17 protein-coding genes and 2 pseudogenes are annotated in these 16,853 nt (G+C 70.1%); 8 read left to right on the top strand and 11 right to left on the bottom strand.

The features are described 5' to 3' along the window. Nucleotides 1-324: 324 nt before the first annotated feature. The 5 genes and pseudogenes from K6K41_RS22245 (at nucleotide 325) to K6K41_RS22225 (ending at nucleotide 4,033) form a co-directional block, all read left to right on the top strand. On the top strand, nucleotides 325-894 hold the full coding sequence (locus K6K41_RS22245) for a flagellar hook-length control protein FliK (protein WP_261402317.1): 570 nt from the start codon (nucleotides 325-327) through the stop codon (nucleotides 892-894). Between the two features lie 10 nt (nucleotides 895-904). After that, complete coding sequence (locus K6K41_RS22240) at nucleotides 905-1,579, top strand: flagellar hook assembly protein FlgD (protein WP_261402316.1); 675 nt, start codon at nucleotides 905-907, stop codon at nucleotides 1,577-1,579. A gap of 114 nt (nucleotides 1,580-1,693) precedes the next feature. Then, nucleotides 1,694-2,092, top strand: coding sequence for a hypothetical protein (locus K6K41_RS22235; protein ID WP_261402315.1), 399 nt, complete (start codon nucleotides 1,694-1,696; stop codon nucleotides 2,090-2,092). A gap of 198 nt (nucleotides 2,093-2,290) precedes the next feature. Then, a pseudogene (gene mnmA / locus K6K41_RS22230) lies at nucleotides 2,291-3,378 on the top strand (tRNA 2-thiouridine(34) synthase MnmA). A 13-nt stretch (nucleotides 3,379-3,391) separates the two neighbouring features. After that, on the top strand, nucleotides 3,392-4,033 hold the full coding sequence (locus K6K41_RS22225; protein ID WP_261402314.1) for a class I SAM-dependent methyltransferase: 642 nt from the start codon (nucleotides 3,392-3,394) through the stop codon (nucleotides 4,031-4,033). Between the two features lie 192 nt (nucleotides 4,034-4,225). Here the strand turns inward: K6K41_RS22225 and K6K41_RS22220 are convergent, their stop codons facing one another. Together K6K41_RS22220 and K6K41_RS22215 are read right to left on the bottom strand one after the other, a co-directional pair. Beyond that, complete coding sequence (locus tag K6K41_RS22220; protein WP_261402313.1) at nucleotides 4,226-4,531, bottom strand: hypothetical protein; 306 nt, start codon at nucleotides 4,529-4,531, stop codon at nucleotides 4,226-4,228. Between the two features lie 187 nt (nucleotides 4,532-4,718). Continuing rightward, nucleotides 4,719-5,033: a hypothetical protein gene (locus tag K6K41_RS22215; RefSeq protein ID WP_261402312.1), complete on the bottom strand. Its 315-nt coding sequence runs from the start codon at nucleotides 5,031-5,033 to the stop codon at nucleotides 4,719-4,721. A 98-nt stretch (nucleotides 5,034-5,131) separates the two neighbouring features. Between K6K41_RS22215 and K6K41_RS22210 the strand changes: the two genes are divergently transcribed. Next, nucleotides 5,132-6,088, top strand: a complete 957-nt coding sequence (locus tag K6K41_RS22210; RefSeq protein WP_261402311.1) for a LysR family transcriptional regulator — start codon at nucleotides 5,132-5,134, stop codon at nucleotides 6,086-6,088. Between the two features lie 142 nt (nucleotides 6,089-6,230). Further along, a complete protein-coding gene (locus K6K41_RS22205) occupies nucleotides 6,231-7,286 on the top strand; it encodes a lytic transglycosylase domain-containing protein (protein ID WP_261402310.1) in 1,056 nt (351 codons plus the stop codon). 124 nt (nucleotides 7,287-7,410) lie between these two features. Here the strand turns inward: K6K41_RS22205 and K6K41_RS30750 are convergent. The 4 genes and pseudogenes from K6K41_RS30750 to fliI form a co-directional block, all read right to left on the bottom strand. Then, nucleotides 7,411-7,794: pseudogene (locus tag K6K41_RS30750) on the bottom strand (RES family NAD+ phosphorylase); the annotation flags it as partial. Next, entirely contained in the window at nucleotides 7,778-8,185 is a 408-nt protein-coding gene (locus K6K41_RS22200) for an antitoxin Xre/MbcA/ParS toxin-binding domain-containing protein (RefSeq protein WP_261402309.1), read from the bottom strand. The pseudogene K6K41_RS30750 and the gene K6K41_RS22200, both read right to left, overlap by 17 nt. Nucleotides 8,186-8,318: 133 nt before the next feature. Further along, nucleotides 8,319-8,741 (bottom strand): flagellar export protein FliJ, encoded by a 423-nt coding sequence (fliJ, locus tag K6K41_RS22195; protein WP_261402308.1) that lies wholly within the window; start codon nucleotides 8,739-8,741, stop codon nucleotides 8,319-8,321. Between the two features lie 24 nt (nucleotides 8,742-8,765). Further along, entirely contained in the window at nucleotides 8,766-10,100 is a 1,335-nt protein-coding gene (fliI, locus tag K6K41_RS22190) for a flagellar protein export ATPase FliI (protein ID WP_261405814.1), read from the bottom strand. A 373-nt stretch (nucleotides 10,101-10,473) separates the two neighbouring features. On the opposite strand from fliI, the gene ctrA reads away from it, so the two are divergent. Further along, the gene (gene ctrA / locus K6K41_RS22185) at nucleotides 10,474-11,172 is read left to right on the top strand and encodes a response regulator transcription factor CtrA (protein ID WP_261402307.1); all 699 of its coding nucleotides are present in this window, start codon (nucleotides 10,474-10,476) and stop codon (nucleotides 11,170-11,172) included. Between the two features lie 142 nt (nucleotides 11,173-11,314). On the opposite strand, the gene K6K41_RS22180 is transcribed toward ctrA, so the two are convergent. The 5 genes from K6K41_RS22180 to K6K41_RS22160 are packed head-to-tail and all read right to left on the bottom strand — an operon-like array spanning nucleotide 11,315 to nucleotide 16,849. Continuing rightward, nucleotides 11,315-12,172: a CheR family methyltransferase gene (locus K6K41_RS22180; RefSeq protein ID WP_261402306.1), complete on the bottom strand. Its 858-nt coding sequence runs from the start codon at nucleotides 12,170-12,172 to the stop codon at nucleotides 11,315-11,317. Continuing rightward, nucleotides 12,169-13,287, bottom strand: coding sequence for a protein-glutamate methylesterase/protein-glutamine glutaminase (locus K6K41_RS22175; protein WP_261402305.1), 1,119 nt, complete (start codon nucleotides 13,285-13,287; stop codon nucleotides 12,169-12,171). Before K6K41_RS22175 ends, K6K41_RS22180 begins: the two co-directional genes overlap by 4 nt. A gap of 28 nt (nucleotides 13,288-13,315) precedes the next feature. Continuing rightward, a complete protein-coding gene (locus K6K41_RS22170) occupies nucleotides 13,316-13,681 on the bottom strand; it encodes a response regulator (RefSeq protein ID WP_261402304.1) in 366 nt (121 codons plus the stop codon). A gap of 49 nt (nucleotides 13,682-13,730) precedes the next feature. Then, complete coding sequence (locus K6K41_RS22165) at nucleotides 13,731-14,192, bottom strand: chemotaxis protein CheW (RefSeq protein WP_261402303.1); 462 nt, start codon at nucleotides 14,190-14,192, stop codon at nucleotides 13,731-13,733. Beyond that, nucleotides 14,189-16,849, bottom strand: a complete 2,661-nt coding sequence (locus tag K6K41_RS22160; RefSeq protein WP_261402302.1) for a hybrid sensor histidine kinase/response regulator — start codon at nucleotides 16,847-16,849, stop codon at nucleotides 14,189-14,191. Before K6K41_RS22160 ends, K6K41_RS22165 begins: the two co-directional genes overlap by 4 nt. Between the last annotated feature and the right edge of the window lie 4 nt (nucleotides 16,850-16,853).

Here is a 16,853-nt window from a genome sequence, read left to right as displayed (position 1 = left end):
GCGGCGAGGGCCAAGGCCGCCGACCAGGGCGCCGGCGGATCGGTTTCGTCGGTCTCGAAGGCCGACGCGGCCACGATCCAGCAGGCCGCCGCCGGCGGCCAGAAGCTCGACGCCCCCGCCCCTCTCGCCGCGCCCGCGCCGGCGATCGCGGACGGCGACGCCAAGCCCGCGGACAATGCGACGGCCGCAACGGCGACGACGGGCGCGGCGACGGCCGGCGCCAAGTCCGAAGCCAAGTCGGACGCCTCGAAGGCGACGATCACCAAGCCCGACGCCGGCAAGGCGGCGGCCCCGGGTTCAAAGGAACAGGGCGCCGCCGACGAGATGGTCGCGGACGACGCTGCGGCGACCGCGCCCGCCTCGCGCGCCGAAAGCGCGCCGGGGGCCGAACGCGCGTCCGCGCCCGCGGCTCAGGCGCAGACGACGGCGACCTCGTCGGCCACGTCTTCGGCCCAGGCCCAGCCGACCTCGGCGCTCGCCTCCGCCGCCGCGGCCCAGGTCGCGACCGAGATCGCGAGCCACGCCGGCTCCCGGCGCACCCGCTTCGAGGTCCGGCTCGATCCGGGCGAGCTCGGCCGCATCGACGTGCGGCTCGACATCGGACATGACGGCCGCGTCGCGACCCGCCTCATCGTCGAGAAGGCCGAGACGCTCGACATGCTCAAGCAGGACGCGCGCGAGCTCACGCGCCAGCTCGAGCAGGCCGGTTTCCAGCTCGGCCAGGGCGGGCTCGCCTTCCAGCTCAAGGACGGCCGCCAGACCTTCGTGCGCGACGACGCGGACGAGCGCCGCTCCGACGGCGCGGTCGCCGAAGACATCGAGGAGGCCGCGCCTGCGCTCGCGGCCTACGCCCGCTCGCCGCTGTCAGCGGCCGGCGTCGACAGGACAGTGTGAGGACATCGCGATGGCGATCGACGGCATCACCACCAACACCACGACGACCGGCTACACGTCGGGCTCCAGCTCGACGTCGGGCCTCGCCAACAACTTCACCACCTTCCTGTCGCTGCTGACGACGCAGCTCCGGAACCAGAACCCGCTCGATCCGCTCGACACCAACCAGTTCACCCAGCAGCTGGTGCAGTTCGCGGGCGTCGAGCAGCAGCTCAAGACAAACGACACGCTGGCGGCGCTGCTGGTCTCGAGCCAGACCGCGACGGCGAGCTCCGCGCTCAGCCTCGTCGGCCGCACCATCACGGCCGACGGCGACACCGCGAAGCTCGAGGACAACAAGGCGGTCTGGAGCGTCAACTCGCCGAAGGACGCTGTCACCGGCACGGTGACGGTTCGCAACTCCTCCGGCGCGATCGTCTACACCGGCGACATCTCGCTGAAGGAAGGCGACCAGAACTTCGAGTGGGACGGCAAGAAGACCGACGGCACCAAGGCGCCGGAAGGCCTCTACACCCTGTCGATCGACGCCAAGGACACCGACGGCAACGCCGTCACCGTCACCTCCGAGGTGACCGGCGTGGTGGACGGCGTCGACCTGTCGACCGGCCAGGCCATTCTGCTGATCGGCGACCTGCGCATTCCGCTCGGCGCGCTGAAGGCCGTCAAGGCGACGACGACGAGCTAAGGACGCCGTAGTCGATCGTCAGACGATCATGATTCATCTGATCGATGATTACGCTTTACTGAAAGCGACAATTCGGATTGACTTCCTTTTTATCAAGGGGAAGCAATCATGATCATGCGTTCAATTTGCGCGGCGGCAGCTTTCGTCTTCGCGATCGGTTGCTGGAGCGCTACCGGCGTGGGGCCTGCGGCCGCGCAGTCTGGCCCCCAGGCGCGAGCGTTCGGCCTCGTGATCGGCGAGAGGTTTTCGTTTAGGCAAGGCTTCAAGTCGCTGCGGAAAGCCGGCACGGGACTTTACTGCCTCAAGCTGGGCGCGAAGCTGATGCCGTTCAGGGAGCTGATCACCCCCTCGGTCACGGTCGAATACGGCAACTCGTCGGGCAAGAACCTGTCGGCCTACTATGACGTGTCGGGCTGCGACGACGGAGAGATCGCCGTCAGAACCTTCCAGTTCACCGCCGGCGGCAATAACGAGCCGTCGGACAGCGTCGCCTTCGTGATCTTCATTCCCTGACCGCAGACATGATCTGATCAAGGACACGGGCCGAAAGAGCCGGCGCACGCTTCCAAGGCGGCGCGGGCGCGGCTACAAGCTGAGCCCATGACTGCTCAGCTCATGACGGCACAGCCTCTGACCGGCGCGCTCGACCTCGTTCCCGACGTCGACCTCGAGCTGCCCGGCGACCGCGCCTCGACGCGGGTCGTCGTCGCCATGTCGGGCGGCGTCGACTCCTCCGTCGTGGCCGGCCTGCTCGCGCGCGCGGGCTATGACGTCGTGGGCGTGACGCTTCAGCTCTACGACCCATGGCGCGGCGATCGCGCGCAAGGGCGCCTGCTGCGCCGGCCGCGACATCCATGACGCGCGCGTGGTCGCGGGCCGGCTCGGCATCCCGCATTACGTGCTCGACTACGAGCGGCGGTTCCGCGAGGCGGTGATCGAGCCCTTCGCGGAGGCTTACGCGAAGGGCGAGACGCCGATCCCCTGCGTCGCCTGTAACCAGACGGTCAAGTTCCTCGACCTGCTCGACATGGCCAGGGATCTCGGCGCCGCGGCGCTCGCGACCGGCCACTACGTCGCCTCCCGCGCGCTGCCGGACGGCCGCCGCGGCCTGTTCCGCGCCGACGACAGCCGCGACCAGAGCTATTTCCTCTACGGCACGACCCGAGCAGCTCGCGATGCTGCGCTTCCCGCTCGGGCGTCTGGAGAAGTCGGCGGTGCGCGACGTCGCGCGCGCGCTCGGCCTTCTCGTCGCCGACAAGCCCGACAGCCAGGACATCTGCTTCGTGCCGACCGGCGGCTACGCCGACGTGATCGAGCGGCTGAAGCCCGGCGCGGCCGAGCCCGGCCCGATCGTCGACCTTTCGGGCGCCGAGATCGGCCGTCACGAAGGCGTCGTGCGCTACACCGTAGGACAGCGAAAAGGGCTCGGGATCGCGGCCGGCGAACCGCTCTACGTCGTCAGGATCGACGCCGCCGCCAGGACGCTGGTGGTCGGCCCCCGCAAGGCGCTCGGCGTGCGCAAGGTTCTGCTGCGCGACCTCAACTGGCTGGGCGACGAGGCGCTGGAGGCGATCGGCCCCGAGGGCGCGCCGCTGCTCGCCAAGGTTCGCTCGACCCGCGCGCCCGCGCCCGCGCGGCTGCGTCCGCTCGGGGCCCACGAGGCCGAGGTCGAGCTCATCGACGGCGAGACCGGCGTCGCGCCGGGTCAGGCCTGCGCGCTTTACGACGAGGCCGGCGAGCGCGTGCTCGGCGGCGGCATCATTCGGGCGGCGGCCGGCGTTCAGCGCGCGGCGGCGTAAGCGAGGGCGGGCGTTGAGCGTTCAGTACGATCTGGAAGGCCAGAAGCGCGCCTATGAGAAATGGGCGCCGATCTACGACCGCGTCTACGTCAAGCTGCTGGCCGACGCCCATCGCAAGACCGCGACCGCGGCGGCCGCCTGCGGGCCCGACATTCTCGAGGTCGGCGTCGGCACCGGCCTCGTGCTGCGGCACTATCCCTCGACCGTTCGCGTCGTCGGCGTCGACCTCTCGGTCCACATGCTGGCGAAGGCGCTCGAGAAGGTGCGCGAGGAGAAGCTCTCCCACGTGCGCGCGATCGTCGCCATGGACGCCTGCCGGCTCGGCCTGCCGGACGCCGTGTTCGACGCGGTGGCGGTGCCCTTCGTCATCACGCTGGTGCCGGACCCGGAGGCTGCGCTCGACGAGATGCGCCGCGTGCTGAAGCCCGGGGGCGAGATCGTCGTGACGTCGAAAATGGGCGCCGACCAGGGGTTCGTGGCCAAGGTCGAGGGCGCGGTCGCCCCGCTCGTCGCCAAGATGGGCTGGTCGTCGGACTTCAAGGTCTCGCGCCTGCGCCGCTGGGCGGACAAGGCCGGCGACATGAGCGTGATCGACGTGCAGCCGACGTTCCCGGTCGGGTTCTTCAAGATCGTCCGGATCAAGAAGGCGGGCTGAGCGCGAAGGTCGGGGGTCGGGGTCGAACGGATCTACTGGAGCCAAGCGCCCTTGCCCCGGACGTGATCCGGGACCCAGAACCGACGCCGCCAGTCAACTGAACTCCGAACCCTCGCCGCCTTTCCCGGAACCCGCATCGGTTCTGGGTCCCGGATCACGTCCGGGACAAGGGGGCGGCGCGACGGCCGGCCGTCAGCGGCAATCGAAGTCCTTCTTCCGCTTCTTGTCGGTCAGCGACACGAACAGCTTGAACGAATAGACGCCCCAGGCCTCGTTCTCCCAGTAGGCGCGCTCGGGCGTCTCCTTGTCGATGATCAGGACCTGCTTCGGCTGGCCCGAGATCTTGACCTCGATCCTGTCGGGCCACCCCATCTCGGTCCGCGGGGTCAAAACCTCGAAGCCCGGCCCCTTGCCGCAGGTGAACGCGTCGCCCGCTTTGGCCGCGCCGGGCGCGACGGCGAGCGCAATTGCGAGAGCGGTCGCCCACAAAGCCTTCATCGCCATCCCCCCGGTCGGCGCCATCGATGGCCGATCAGATCGCGTTTTTCCCTGGAGGTCGAGCGCTCCGCCAGGGCCGCGGCCGGGTCGGAACGAAAAAAAGCCCTCCCCGATCGCTCGGGGAGGGCCAAGTCGCCTCGACGGTCCGGAGGGAGGAGACGGACGGCGAGGCGCAGTTCAGCTCAGATTACGAGCCGGCGCGCTCGGGAGCGGCGAGCCAGCGGACGGTCGCGGCGGTGGCGCGGCCGGCCTGGAGGTCGGCGGCGTTGAAGCTCACCGGCTGGCCGGCGGTCGCGTAGTGCATGGCGCCGACGGTGCCGGGGCTCTGGGTCGCGGCGGCGTCGGCCTTGGTGGCCGCGATGGCGACCAGCGGGCGGTCGACCGTCGAAGCGAGGGCGACCTCGCCGGCGAAGGCCGAGACCGGGCTCAGAACGACGGCCGCGGCGGCGGCGTAGGCCGCGAACGCGGCGGCGGCTGAGATGGCGACGATACGGTTGGACATCGTAAGTACCCCAAGTGATTGCGGCGGGAAGACCCCGTCGCGTCTTGAGGGTGAATGTGCTTATCCCTTCGTCATGAATCAAACCGATTGGATGCATAGTGGCTATCGACCACGTTAATCTAAACCGGCTCGACCTCAATCTCCTGGTCGCCTTCGACGCGCTGGCGAGCGAGGGCACCGTGACCCGAGCCGCGGTGAAGGTCGGGCTCGGGCAGTCGGCGATGAGCCATGCGCTCGGACGGCTGCGCATCGCGTTCGACGACGAGCTGTTCGTGCGCACCCCGACCGGAATGCGGCCGACGCCCAAGGGCGCGTCGCTGATCGAGCCGGTGCGCGCCGCGCTCGCCCGCATCGAGGCCATCATGGCGCCGCCGCAGGCCTTCGACCCGGCGACAGCCGAGCGCGAATTCACGGTCGGCCTGCCGGACTCGACCGAGGTGCTGCTGGTGCCGCGGCTCCTCGCTCATCTGCGCGCGGTCGCTCCCGGCGTGCGGCTGCTGATCCGCAGCGTCGACCGCATCCGGATCCTGCAAGACCTCGACGCCGGCCGCGTCGACCTCGGCATCGGCCTGTTCGAGGAGGGCGCGACGCATCACAAGCGGCGCCTGCTGCACAAGGACAACTACCTCTGCGTCTTCAACGCGGCGCTGGTCGGCGTCGAGCCGCCGATCTCGCTCGAGGACTATGTCCGCCTGCCCCACGTGCTGACGAGCCTCGTCGAGAGCGCCCATGGCGTCGTCGACGTGGCGCTCGCCAAGCTCGGCCTCACGCGCCAGATCGCCCTCACCTCGCCGCGCTTCACCGCCGTGCCCTTCGTGGTGCGCGAGGCGCCGGTGATCGCCACCATGCATTCGCGCGTCGCGCGGTTCTTCGCGGGCTCGATGGGTCTGGCCGTCAGCCCCGCGCCGGTGGAGCTGCCGGACTTCGCGATCTCGATGATCTGGCACACGTCCTTCGACGACGATCCGGCCAACCGCTGGCTGCGCGAAACGATTCGGGAGCTGCGCCGCAACGAGCCGGAGCCGGACGCGGGTTTTCTTCACGATCGCGCATGAAGGACTGAAAGCCGATTGTGGCGACGCAGTCTTGGGCCGCGACTCGCTCTCCAAGGAAATGCGTCCCAAATCGGGCGAGTCACGTTCTGGCCTTATTTGCAAGCGATCAAGCTCGCTTGCGCGGCGGCGTGGGGACGCGGACTTGAAGGCAACGACGATCGGGTTCGCCCTCGCGGCGGCCGGATGCATGGCGGTCGCGGGCGGCGGAGACGCGCGCGCGGTCGAGGGCCCGGCCGAATACGACGCCGTCATCGCCAAGCACTCGGCGGCGACCGGCGTCCCCGAGACGCTGATCCGCCGCGTCATCGTGCGCGAGAGCAAATACAATCCGCGCGCGATGAACCGCGGCCATTACGGCATGATGCAGATCAAGCCCGCGACCGCGAAGGCCATGGGCTATCGCGGCTCGGCCGCCGGCCTGCTCGACGCCGACGTCAACCTCACCTACGGCGTGCGCTACCTCGCCGGCGCCTACAAGGTGGCGGCTGGCGACCACGACCGCGCGGTCCGCTACTACGCCAGCGGCTATTATTACGACGCCAAGCGCAAGGGCATGCTGGCCCAGATCGGCATGGGCCGGAACGGGGCGCTCTCGGCGCCGCCGGCCGCGCCCGTCGCCCTCGCCTCCGCAGCCCCGACGGCGACGCCGCCCGGCGCGCGCGTCGCGACGATGGTTCCCGAGCCCCGCCCCGGCCGTGGCTCAGCAGGCCCCGGTGCCGCAGCCGCGCGGCGCGACGCCGCCGGCTGTGCTCGCGGCCGCGACGCCCACGGTCACTCCCATGCCGACGCCGCGCGGGCCCGTCGCCGCCGCCCCGCAGATCCAGACCGCGTCGGCCCAGCCGGTCGCGCCGCTTCCGCCGGTCCGGCCGGCCGATCCGCGCGTCGCGGCGCCCGCCGCGCTCAGCTTGCGGCCGCGGCTCCCGTCGCCCCGGCCCGCAACGCCGACCCCCAGACCACGGGATCGATCGCCGTCGCGGCCCCTGCGCGCCCAGCGGTTCCCACGCCCCCGATCCGCGCGGTCGCTTCCGTCGCCCCGGCGCAGCAGCCGGCCGGCGCGAAAGCGCGCGTGATCTCGCCGGTCGCCGCTCCCGTGCTCGCCTCCGCCGGCCCCGCGCCCGCGACGGCCCGGCCGGCCCCCGCCCCGCTCGCCTATTCGTCCGAGCCCGCGGCCAAGACCCCGTTCCCGCCGCGCCGCTGAAAGACCCCGGCTTCGGCTGACGTCTCGTCCGCCGCCCAGTCGGGCAGCGGCGGGCCGAGGCGTCGACGATCTCGAAATGATCGGCGTCGCGGTGGGTGGGGTTCAGCAGGAAATTGTAAGCGCCCGGCCGCGCGACCGAGGGCGCCTTCAGCAGCGGCGCCGAGGCGGACGCCAGCCACGCGTCCCCCGCCCGCTGGCAGGCGGTGAAGCCCGGGCCGAAATCATCCCGCCAGTCCTCCGGCAGGTGCGAGGCGTCGAGCGCATCGACCCGCGCCCAGCGCGGCGCGACGATCTTCAGCAGGCAGACGGCGTCGGGCAGCAGCTCGGGCGAGCCGACATGCCTCAGGATCTCGGCATAGGCGGTCGCGGGCGCGTCGGAGCACCACATCACCGCGCGCGGACGGCTGTGCCAGCGGCCCGAGGCGATAAGCCCGCCGCGACCGCTGAGGTCCTGGTGGTTGGAGATGCGCCAGACGGTCAACAGGCCTGTGTCAGGCTGCGATCCCATGGTCGATCCGGATCAGCGTGCTCTCGACGAAACGGGCCCCCGATTCGCTTCCAACATAACTGATCGGACTCACTCCAGCGAGTTGTCCATGCGGCGCACGCAACCAGAGGAAGGCCTTTTCGGACGAGACGAACACCTTCTGGGCGAGGCCGACGATGCGCGCGAGGCGCGCGGCGCGCTCGCTGGCGTCAAGAGTGAGAGCGCGTTCGCCCGCGACCGCAAGGCGCACGTCGGGACGTCCGACGATCTCGTCGATCTCGCGCGCGTCGACGCCGGCGAGGCGCATCGCCTCCACCATGTCCTCGTCGAGCGAAAAGCCGCGCGGGTTTTCCCGGATCCGCGCCTCGACGGCGGCCTCGATGTCTTCGAACGGATTGGGGCGGCGGTTCATCACAGACGTGTCGGTTCGCGGACTCCGCGGGAGCCCGACGCTAGAAACACATCCTTAAGCAATGGTTAACGCGTGCGCCGCCGGGCGGTGCGCAACCTGCCGGTCGGCAGTTTCCGGTGGGCGGCCCCGCCGCTCAGTAGGCCCGGGCTTCGCCGCGGCGGATGGTGAGCGCGATGCGGTCCATCTCGGCCTGCTCGCGGGCGCCTTCGGCGACGCGCTCGCGGGAGGCGTCGCGCTCCTCGAGCAGTTCGACCTTCTTGAGCTCCTCGAAGGCCTCGGCCAACGCGTCCTGCGCGTCGGTGAGCTGCCCGACGAGCTCGTCGGCGGAGCGCTTGAGGTTGTCGCGACGCGTCATCGCGGCCTTGGCGTAGGTCGGGTAGGCGTAATGCCCGACGTCGTGGATCCCGGCCTTCTCCTGCTCGTGCAGGATCTCGCGGTCGAGGTCGGAGGCCATGCGCTCGAACTCGGCGATCATGGTCTCGATCTGAGCGACCTGGCGACGTTTTTCGTCGACCTGGAACCGCTTCAGGCGGATGAGGGTGTCTCTGGACTTCATGTCGGACATCTAAGCACAGCCCGGTTAGCGCTCCGTGTCCGAAACGCCTAGAATGGTACGCAACTGAGCGTAACAGTCGCCGAGACCCGTTGCTTCTTCCTTACCCTGCTTGAGAAAGGCTTCGAGCGGGCCGTTCAGATCGATGGATTCGTCGACTTCCGGGCTTGAGCCGGGCCGATAGGCGCCGAGCCGGATCAGCTCCTCCATGTCCGAATAGGTCGCCATCGTGCGCCGCGCGCGCGCGACCACCGGACGCTCGGTTTCGGGCGTCGACTTCGGCATGGTGCGCGACACCGATTTGAGCACGTTGATGGCCGGATAGCGCCCGCGCTCGGCGATCGAGCGCTCCATCACGATGTGGCCGTCGAGAATGCCGCGCACGGCGTCGGCGACCGGCTCGTTGTGGTCGTCGCCGTCGACCAGCACGGTAAAGAGGCCGGTCGCGGTCCCCTCCCCGGTTCCCGGCCCCGCGCGCTCGAGCAGGCGAGGCAGCTCCGCGAACACCGTCGGCGTGTAGCCCTTGGCGGTCGGCGGCTCGCCGATCGACAGGCCGATCTCGCGCTGGGCCATGGCGAAGCGCGTGACGGAATCCATCATGCAGAGCACGTCCTGGCCCTGGTCGCGGAAATATTCGGCGAGCGCGAGCGTGAGATAGGCGGCCTGGCGGCGCTTGAGCGCCGGCTCGTCGGAGGTCGCGACCACGACGACCGAGCGCTTGAGGCCGGCCTCGCCGAGGTCGTCCTGCAGGAACTCCTGCACCTCGCGGCCGCGTTCGCCCACGAGCCCGATGACCGCGACGTCGCACTGGGTGTTGCGCGCAAGCATCGCCAGCAGGACGGACTTGCCGACGCCCGAGCCCGCGAACACGCCCATGCGCTGGCCGCGGCAGCAGGTGAGGAAGGTGTTGATGGCCCGCACGCCGAGATCGAGCGGCGCGCCGACGCGCTTGCGGGCATGGGCGGGCGGCGGCGAGGCGCGATAGGGATAGACGGTCGGCCCCTGGTCGATCGGGCCGAGCCCGTCGATCGGGGTCCCCATGGCGTCGACCACGCGGCCGAGCCAGCGCGGCGAAGGCCGGACCCCGGGTTCGGTCGAGCCGACGATCGCCCGGCAGCCGCGGCGCACGCCCTCGAGCGGCGCGAACGGCATCACGAGCGCGCGCTCGCCTTCGAAGCCCAGCACCTCGCAGGGCGTCTCGCGCCCGTCCTGGCCCTCGATGACCACGCGGCCGCCGATCGCCATGGCGCCGAGTGGCCCGGCGATCTCGACGAGAAGACCGCGCACGCCGACGACGCGCCCATAGACCTCGCGGTCGGGCGCGCTCTCGAGGTTTTTGAGGAGACCGCCGAGGGCGGTCATGGCCGTCATCGAGGGAACTCCGTCGAATCATGAACGTTCGGCGTCACACAGTAACCCTTCGTTTACCGAGGCGCCGAATTATGGGCTCGAACCTTAACGCCTCGAAAACCGTGACGTGCACCGAAACGTTGAGTCGATAGAGTCAGTTAGCCCTGTTCGTTAAGAAACGACATGAGCTTGGCGAAATCGGAAAATCGTTTTGAAACAGCCAGTTACGAATAATTTGGGCGGGAATCAGTTCAGGCTTGCGGCGCAGAATCACACTCTGTTAACCTTTTGTCGTTAAGCTTGAATCGGAACGGAAACGATCGGTTCACCGTGACCCCCGAGGCAGTTCGGGCGTTGGTCACGCGGGGCTCGGTGGAGGATTCGCATGCGCGTTCTTCTTATTGAAGACGACAGGTCGACGGCGCAGAGCATCGAATTGATGCTCAAGTCAGAGAGCTTCAACGTCTACACCACCGAGCTCGGCGAAGAAGGCATCGATCTCGGGAAGCTGTACGACTACGACATCATCCTTCTCGACCTGAACCTGCCCGACATGTCGGGCTACGAGGTTCTCCGGGCGCTCCGGGTCGCGAAGATCAAGACCCCGATCCTGATCCTCTCCGGCCTCGCCGGCATCGAGGACAAGGTCCGCGGTCTGGGCGTCGGCGCCGACGACTACATGACCAAGCCCTTCCACAAGGACGAGCTGGTCGCCCGCATCCACGCCATCGTGCGCCGCTCGAAGGGCCACGCCCAGTCGGTGATCTCGACCGGGGACCTCATCGTCAACCTCGACACCAAGACGGTCGAAGTCGGCGGCGCCCGCGTGCACCTCACGGGCAAGGAATACCAGATGCTCGAGCTTCTGAGCCTGCGCAAAGGCTCGACGCTCACCAAGGAGATGTTCCTCAACCATCTCTACGGCGGCATGGACGAGCCCGAGCTGAAGATCATCGACGTCTTCATCTGCAAGCTCCGCAAGAAGCTCGCCAACGCCACCAACGGCAAGAACTACATCGAGACGGTCTGGGGCCGCGGCTACGTGCTGCGCGAGCCGACCGAGGACATGCGCGCCGCCGGCTGATCTTCTCGCCCGCGCTGGCTTAACCGACAAAGCCCCTCGCCTCGCGGCGGGGGGCTTTTTCGTCGAGAGCGCTCCGGCATCGGTCGCCCAAGGCCCAATGACGACAGGTCGATCGCCGCGTCATGCCCGAGCTTGAAGCGCTTTATCGCGCGGCGACGAGACTGAGCGCAGGCGCGGCGGAGGCGGCGCCCTCGCCCTTCACCAGCAGGCCGCCGCGGCTCGGATGCGCGCGGAACCGGCGGGTGATCGCCTCCGGCGCCTCGGCGGAGCCGACCATGAGGTAGCCGTCCGGCGCCATGGAGGCCGCGATCCGGTTCAGCACGTCGGCCTTGGTCTCGGCGTCGAAATAGATCAGCACGTTGCGGCAGAACACGACGTCGAAGCGCCCGAGCGCTGAGAAGTCGCGCAGCAGGTTCAGCGTGCGGAAATGCACCATCTGGCGCAGCGCGGCGTCGATGCGCCAGCGCTCGCCTTCCTGGGCGAAATGCTTCAGCAGCAGCTTGATCGGCAGCCCGCGCTGCACCTCGAACTGCGAGAACAGGCCCTCCTTGGCGCGCTCCACCACCTCGCCCGCAAGGTCGGTCGCGACGATCTCGACGCGCCAGCCGGCGAGCTGGGCCTTGCGCTCGGCGAGCAGCATGGCCAGCGAATAGGGCTCCTGACCCGACGAACAGGCCGCCGACCAGATCCGCAGCGTCTTTTCGCGGGCGCGCGCGGCCATCAGATGCGGCAGCATGACGTCGGTGAACAGCGTGAAGGGCGCGCCGTCGCGGAAGAAGAAGGTCTCGTTGGTGGTCATCGCCTCGACGACCCTGGCCGCGAGGTCGAGGTCGGCGCCGCGGGCGAGCGCGGCCGCAAGGTCGGAAAGGCTCGCAAGCCCGCGCTGGTGCGCGACCGGCCCGAGCCGGGCCTCGACGAGGTAGCGCTTGTCCTCGCCGATCACGAGGCCGGAGCGATCCTTCAGGAACTTGGCCAGAAACGCGAACTGCGCAGGTGTCACGAACGCCCCCGTTCCATCATGCGGACGACCCGCGGGCCGATTTCCTTGAGCGGCAGCACCGCCGCGCAGGCGCCGGTGGCCGCGGTCGCGCCCGGCATTCCCCAGACGACGCTCGTCGCCTCGTCCTGCGCGATGACGCGTCCGCCCGCAGCGGCGGCGGCCGCCGCCGCCGTCGCGCCGTCGCTGCCCATGCCAGTGAGAACTACCGCGACCAGCCCCGCGCCATAGGCCTTCGAGGCCGAGCGGAACATCGGATCGACCGACGGCTTGCAGAAATTGACCGGCGGGCCGTCCTCGAGCTTGGCGATGACGCCCGAGCCGCCGCGCAGCACCGAAAGATGGCGCCCGCCCGGCGCGACATAGACGCGGCCCGGCAGGATCGGCTCGCGATCCTCGGCCTCTTTCGCCTCGACGCCCGCCCCGCGCGACAGATGTTCGGCGAGCGCGGCGGTGAAGCCCGCCGGCATGTGCTGGGTGACGATCACGGGCGCGTCCGGGAAGGTGCCGCTCATCGCGCGAAGCATCTCCATCAGCGCCTGAGGTCCGCCGGTCGAGGAGCCGATCGCGACGCACTCCACGCGCTGACGCCCCTCGGCCGCAGGCGATGCGGCGGGCCGGGAGGCGGCGACGGGCGGCGCGGCTTGGGCTGCGACGCGCGGGGCCGGCGCAAGGCCGCGGCGCCGGCGCGCGAAATCGCCGAGCGCCTGCATCCGCGCCAGGAATTCGCGCCGATATTCGCCGGCCTGCATGGCCTCGCTCGTCGGCTTGGCGAGCACGTCGGTCGCGCCGAGCGCGAGGCAGCGCAGCGAAAGCTCCGCGCCGCGCGTCGTGTAGCTCGAGTTCATCAGCACCGCGAGGCCGGGCCGCGCCTTGAGCAGCAGGGGCAGCGCCTCGACGCCGTCCATGCCCGGCATCTCGACGTCGAGCAGCACCACGTCGGGCCGCACGGAGGCGATCCGGTCGAGCGCCTCCTGGCCCGAGCGGCAGCTCGCCGCCACCTCGAAGCCCGGCTGCGCCTCGAGCCAGCGCGCGGCGAGAGCGCGGGCGACCACGGAGTCGTCCACGATCATCACCCGCACCGTCTCGACCGGCCGCGCGGCGACTGCCTCGATCATATGCGTCCGTCCCGCGGCGCCGGTCCGCTCAGAGCAGGCCGACTTCGGCGAACTTCGAGGTGATGATCTCGCTGTCGAACGGCTTCATCACATACTCGTCCGCCCCGGCGCGCAGCGCCCGGGTGATGTGCGAGACGTCGTTCTCGGTGGTGCAGAACACGACCTTGGGCGCGTCGCCGCCCGGCAGCGAGCGGAGCTCGGCCAGGAAGTCGAAGCCGTCCATGATCGGCATGTTCCAGTCGAGCAGGATGCCGTCCGGCATCGCCTGCTTGCAGAGCGCGAGCGCGCTCTGGCCGTTCTCGGCCTCGGAGATCCTCATCTCGCAGCCCTCGAGGATGCGGCGGGCGACCTTGCGGATGACGCTCGAGTCGTCGACGACGAGGCAGTGTTTCATGGCTTCGGCTCCGTGGGTTCGGGGCGGCGGCGACGCGCCGGGATCGGGGTCAGGCGGCGACCGGCTCGGCGCTTGCGGCGAGCGCGCGGTCGACGTCGAGGATGAGGAGAAGGCGGTCGTCGAGGCGGAAGACGCCTTCGACGAGGCTCGCCCAGCGGCGATCGAGCGTTGCGGGGGCCGGTTCGAGGCCCGCGACGTCGAGATCGACGACGTCGCCCGGCCGGTCGACCAGCAGCGCGAAGGCCTCGCCGCGATGGTCGACGCCGATCGCCATGTTCTTCGAACCCGCCGGCGCCGGCGCCATGCCGAGGCGGCTGCGCATGTCGATGGCGGTGACGATGCGGCCGCGCAGGTTCAGCACGCCCGCGATCTCGCGCGCGCTGAGCGGCACGCGCGTCAGCCGCTCCGGCGCGAAAACCTCGCGCACGCGGCCGATCGCGATCCCGAACAGCTGCTCGCCGATCTCGACGGTGACGAAGGAGCGGCGCTCGCCGCCCTGCGCGTCGGTCATGCCGCGCTCCTGTAGCCGGGCGCGAGCTGGGTCAGCGCGGAGATGAGGCCCGGACGGTCGAACTTCGCCACATAGTCGCTGAAGCCCGCCTCCTGGGCGCGGGCGACGACGCTCGGCCCGGTGAGCGAAGAGAGCGCTAGCATCGGCGTTTCGGCGGCGAGCGGCTCGCCGCGGAGTTCGCCGGCGAGCGCGTAGCCGTCCATCTCGGGCATCTCGATGTCCGAGACCACGACGTCGTAGCGCCGCCCGAGCCGGATGAGGCCGAGCGCGGCCGCGCCGCCCTCGACGGCGGTGACGCGATAGCCGGCAGCGGTGAGCACGGGGGTGAGCATGTTGCGGAAGAACGCGCTGTCGTCGACGAGCAGCACGGAGGGCCGGTCCTGTTCGGCGGACGGCCGGTCCTTGCGCTTCAGCCAGTCGTCGAAGGCGAGCGTCAGGAAGTGCGCGACGTCCAGGATCTCGGTCGCGCGGCCGGCGACGGTCGCAGCGCCCAGCGCGCCGGGGATGTCGGAGGCGACGGAGATCTCCATGCGGTCCTCGACGATGTCGAGGATCTCGTCGACGATGAGGCCGACGGAGCGGCCGTCGTCGACGAAGACCAGCAGCGGCTGGTCGCCCGCAGTCCGCGCGACGACGTCGTGGGAGGCCGGCACCAGCGGCATCAGCGCGCCGCGATACTGCACCATCATCCGGCCGTTCGCCGTTTCGATGGTCGCGGCGTCGATGATCTCGAGGCGGGTCACGAGCGCGAGCGGCACGGCCTTGGGCGCCTGTCCGCCGGCGCGGAACGTCAGCAGCGCGATCTTGTCGTCGGCCTCCATCGCTTCGACGGTCTCGGCCGCGCGCGCGGCCGAGACTTCGCGCGCCGGCCCGAGCGCCTGCGCGACGCCGTTCGGATCGAGGATCAGGATCACGGAGCCGTCGCCGAGGATGGTGGCGCCGGCGAACAGCGGGATCTCCTTCAGCCGCGAGGCCATCGGCTTCACGACGATCTCCTCGGTGTGGAGCACGTCGTCGACCACGACGCCGAAGACGTCCTCGCCGGCCTGCGCCACGACGATAAAGTTCTCGCCGCCGGCCGGCTCCGCGCCGGTCGCCTGGCCGGGCGCCTGACCGAGCACCTCCGCGAGGCGCACGAGCGGCAGCAGGCGGTCGCGCAGGCGCAGCAGCGGAGCGTCGCCGATGCGCTCGATGCGGTGTTCGCCGCCGCCGCCGACATGGACGAGCTCGCGCACCGCAAGCTGCGGGATCGCGAACACCTCGCCGCCGACGCCGACCGTCAGCGCCGGGATGATGGCGAGGGTGAGCGGGATGCGGATGACGACGGTCGCGCCCTGGCCCGCGACCGAGCGCAGGTCGATCGAGCCGCCGATCTGCTCGATGTTGGAGCGCACCACGTCCATGCCGACGCCTCGGCCGGAGACGCTGGTGACGGCCTCGGCGGTGGAGAAGCCCGGCGCGAAGATGAAGCGCAGCACTTGCGCCTCGGTCATCTTCTCGATCTCGGCCTCGCTCGCGAGGCCGTTGGCGAGCGCCTTCTTCTTGATCCGCGCGACGTCGAGGCCGCGGCCGTCGTCGCCGATCTCGACCACGACGTAGCCGCCCTGGTGGAAGGCCTCGAGCCGGATGGTCCCGGTCTCGGGCTTGCCGGCCATGACGCGCTCGGCGGGCGTCTCGAGCCCGTGATCCGCGCAGTTGCGGACCATGTGGGTCAGCGGATCCTTGATGAGGTCGAGCACCTGGCGGTCGAGCTCGGCGTCGGCGCCGGCGGTGACGAGCTCGATCTTCTTGCCGAGATCGGCCGCGAGGTCGCGCACCAGCCGCGGCAGCGCGCGCCAGGCGGCGCCGATCGGCTGCATGCGGGTCTTCATGACCCCTTCCTGCAGCTCGGCTGTGACGTGGGTCAGCCGCTGGAGCGGCAAGGTGAGCTCGTCGTCGGCCGCGCCCGCGCCCGAACGGCGACGCACATGGGTCATCAGCTGGTTGCGCGTCAGCACCAGCTCCGAAACCATCGTCATCAGGCGGTCGAGCGTGTCGACGCCGACGCGGATCGTCTGGCCGGCGACCGAGCCGTCGCGAACCTCCTCGGACGCCGCGGGTTTGGCTTCGGCCGGCTTCATCTCGACGGGCTTCGGCGCGGCGGCGGCGGCCGGCTCGGGATCGTTGGCCGGCGTGAGATCCGGGCCTTCGGCTTCAAGGAACGCGCGCTCGAGCTCCTCGAGCGACACCTCGCCCGGCTTCAGCGGGCGGCCGGGGCCGGGTTCGGCCTTGGGAGCCGCGACGGCGTTGGCGGCGGCGACGTCAAGCTCGCAGATGAGGTCCTGATCGTCGCCGAGCGGCTCGGCGCCGCTGCGCTCAAGCTCGGCCAGAATGTCCTTGATGCGGTCGATCGCGCCGAGAATCAGCGTCACGGCGTCGGGCGTGGCGAGCGCGCCGGAGCGGAACTTGCCCATCAGCGTCTCGGCCGCGTGAGCGAGCGCCTCAAGCCTCGGCAGGCCGAGGAAGCCGCAGGTGCCCTTCACGGTGTGGACGAGGCGGAAGATGTTGCCGAGGATCTTCTCGTTCTCGGGCTCCTGTTCGAAGCGCACGAGCTCAACGTCGACGAGGTCGAGATTCTCGGCCGTCTCCGTCAGGAAGTCCTTTAGCAAGTCGTCCACAGGC

The sequence above is a fragment of the Chenggangzhangella methanolivorans genome (assembly GCF_019797865.1).
GTDB classification, from domain to species: Bacteria; Pseudomonadota; Alphaproteobacteria; order Rhizobiales; family Methylopilaceae; genus Methylopila; species Methylopila methanolivorans.
The sequence above is the reverse complement of the archived record's forward strand: the minus strand, read 5'-3'. Positions and strand labels throughout refer to the sequence as shown.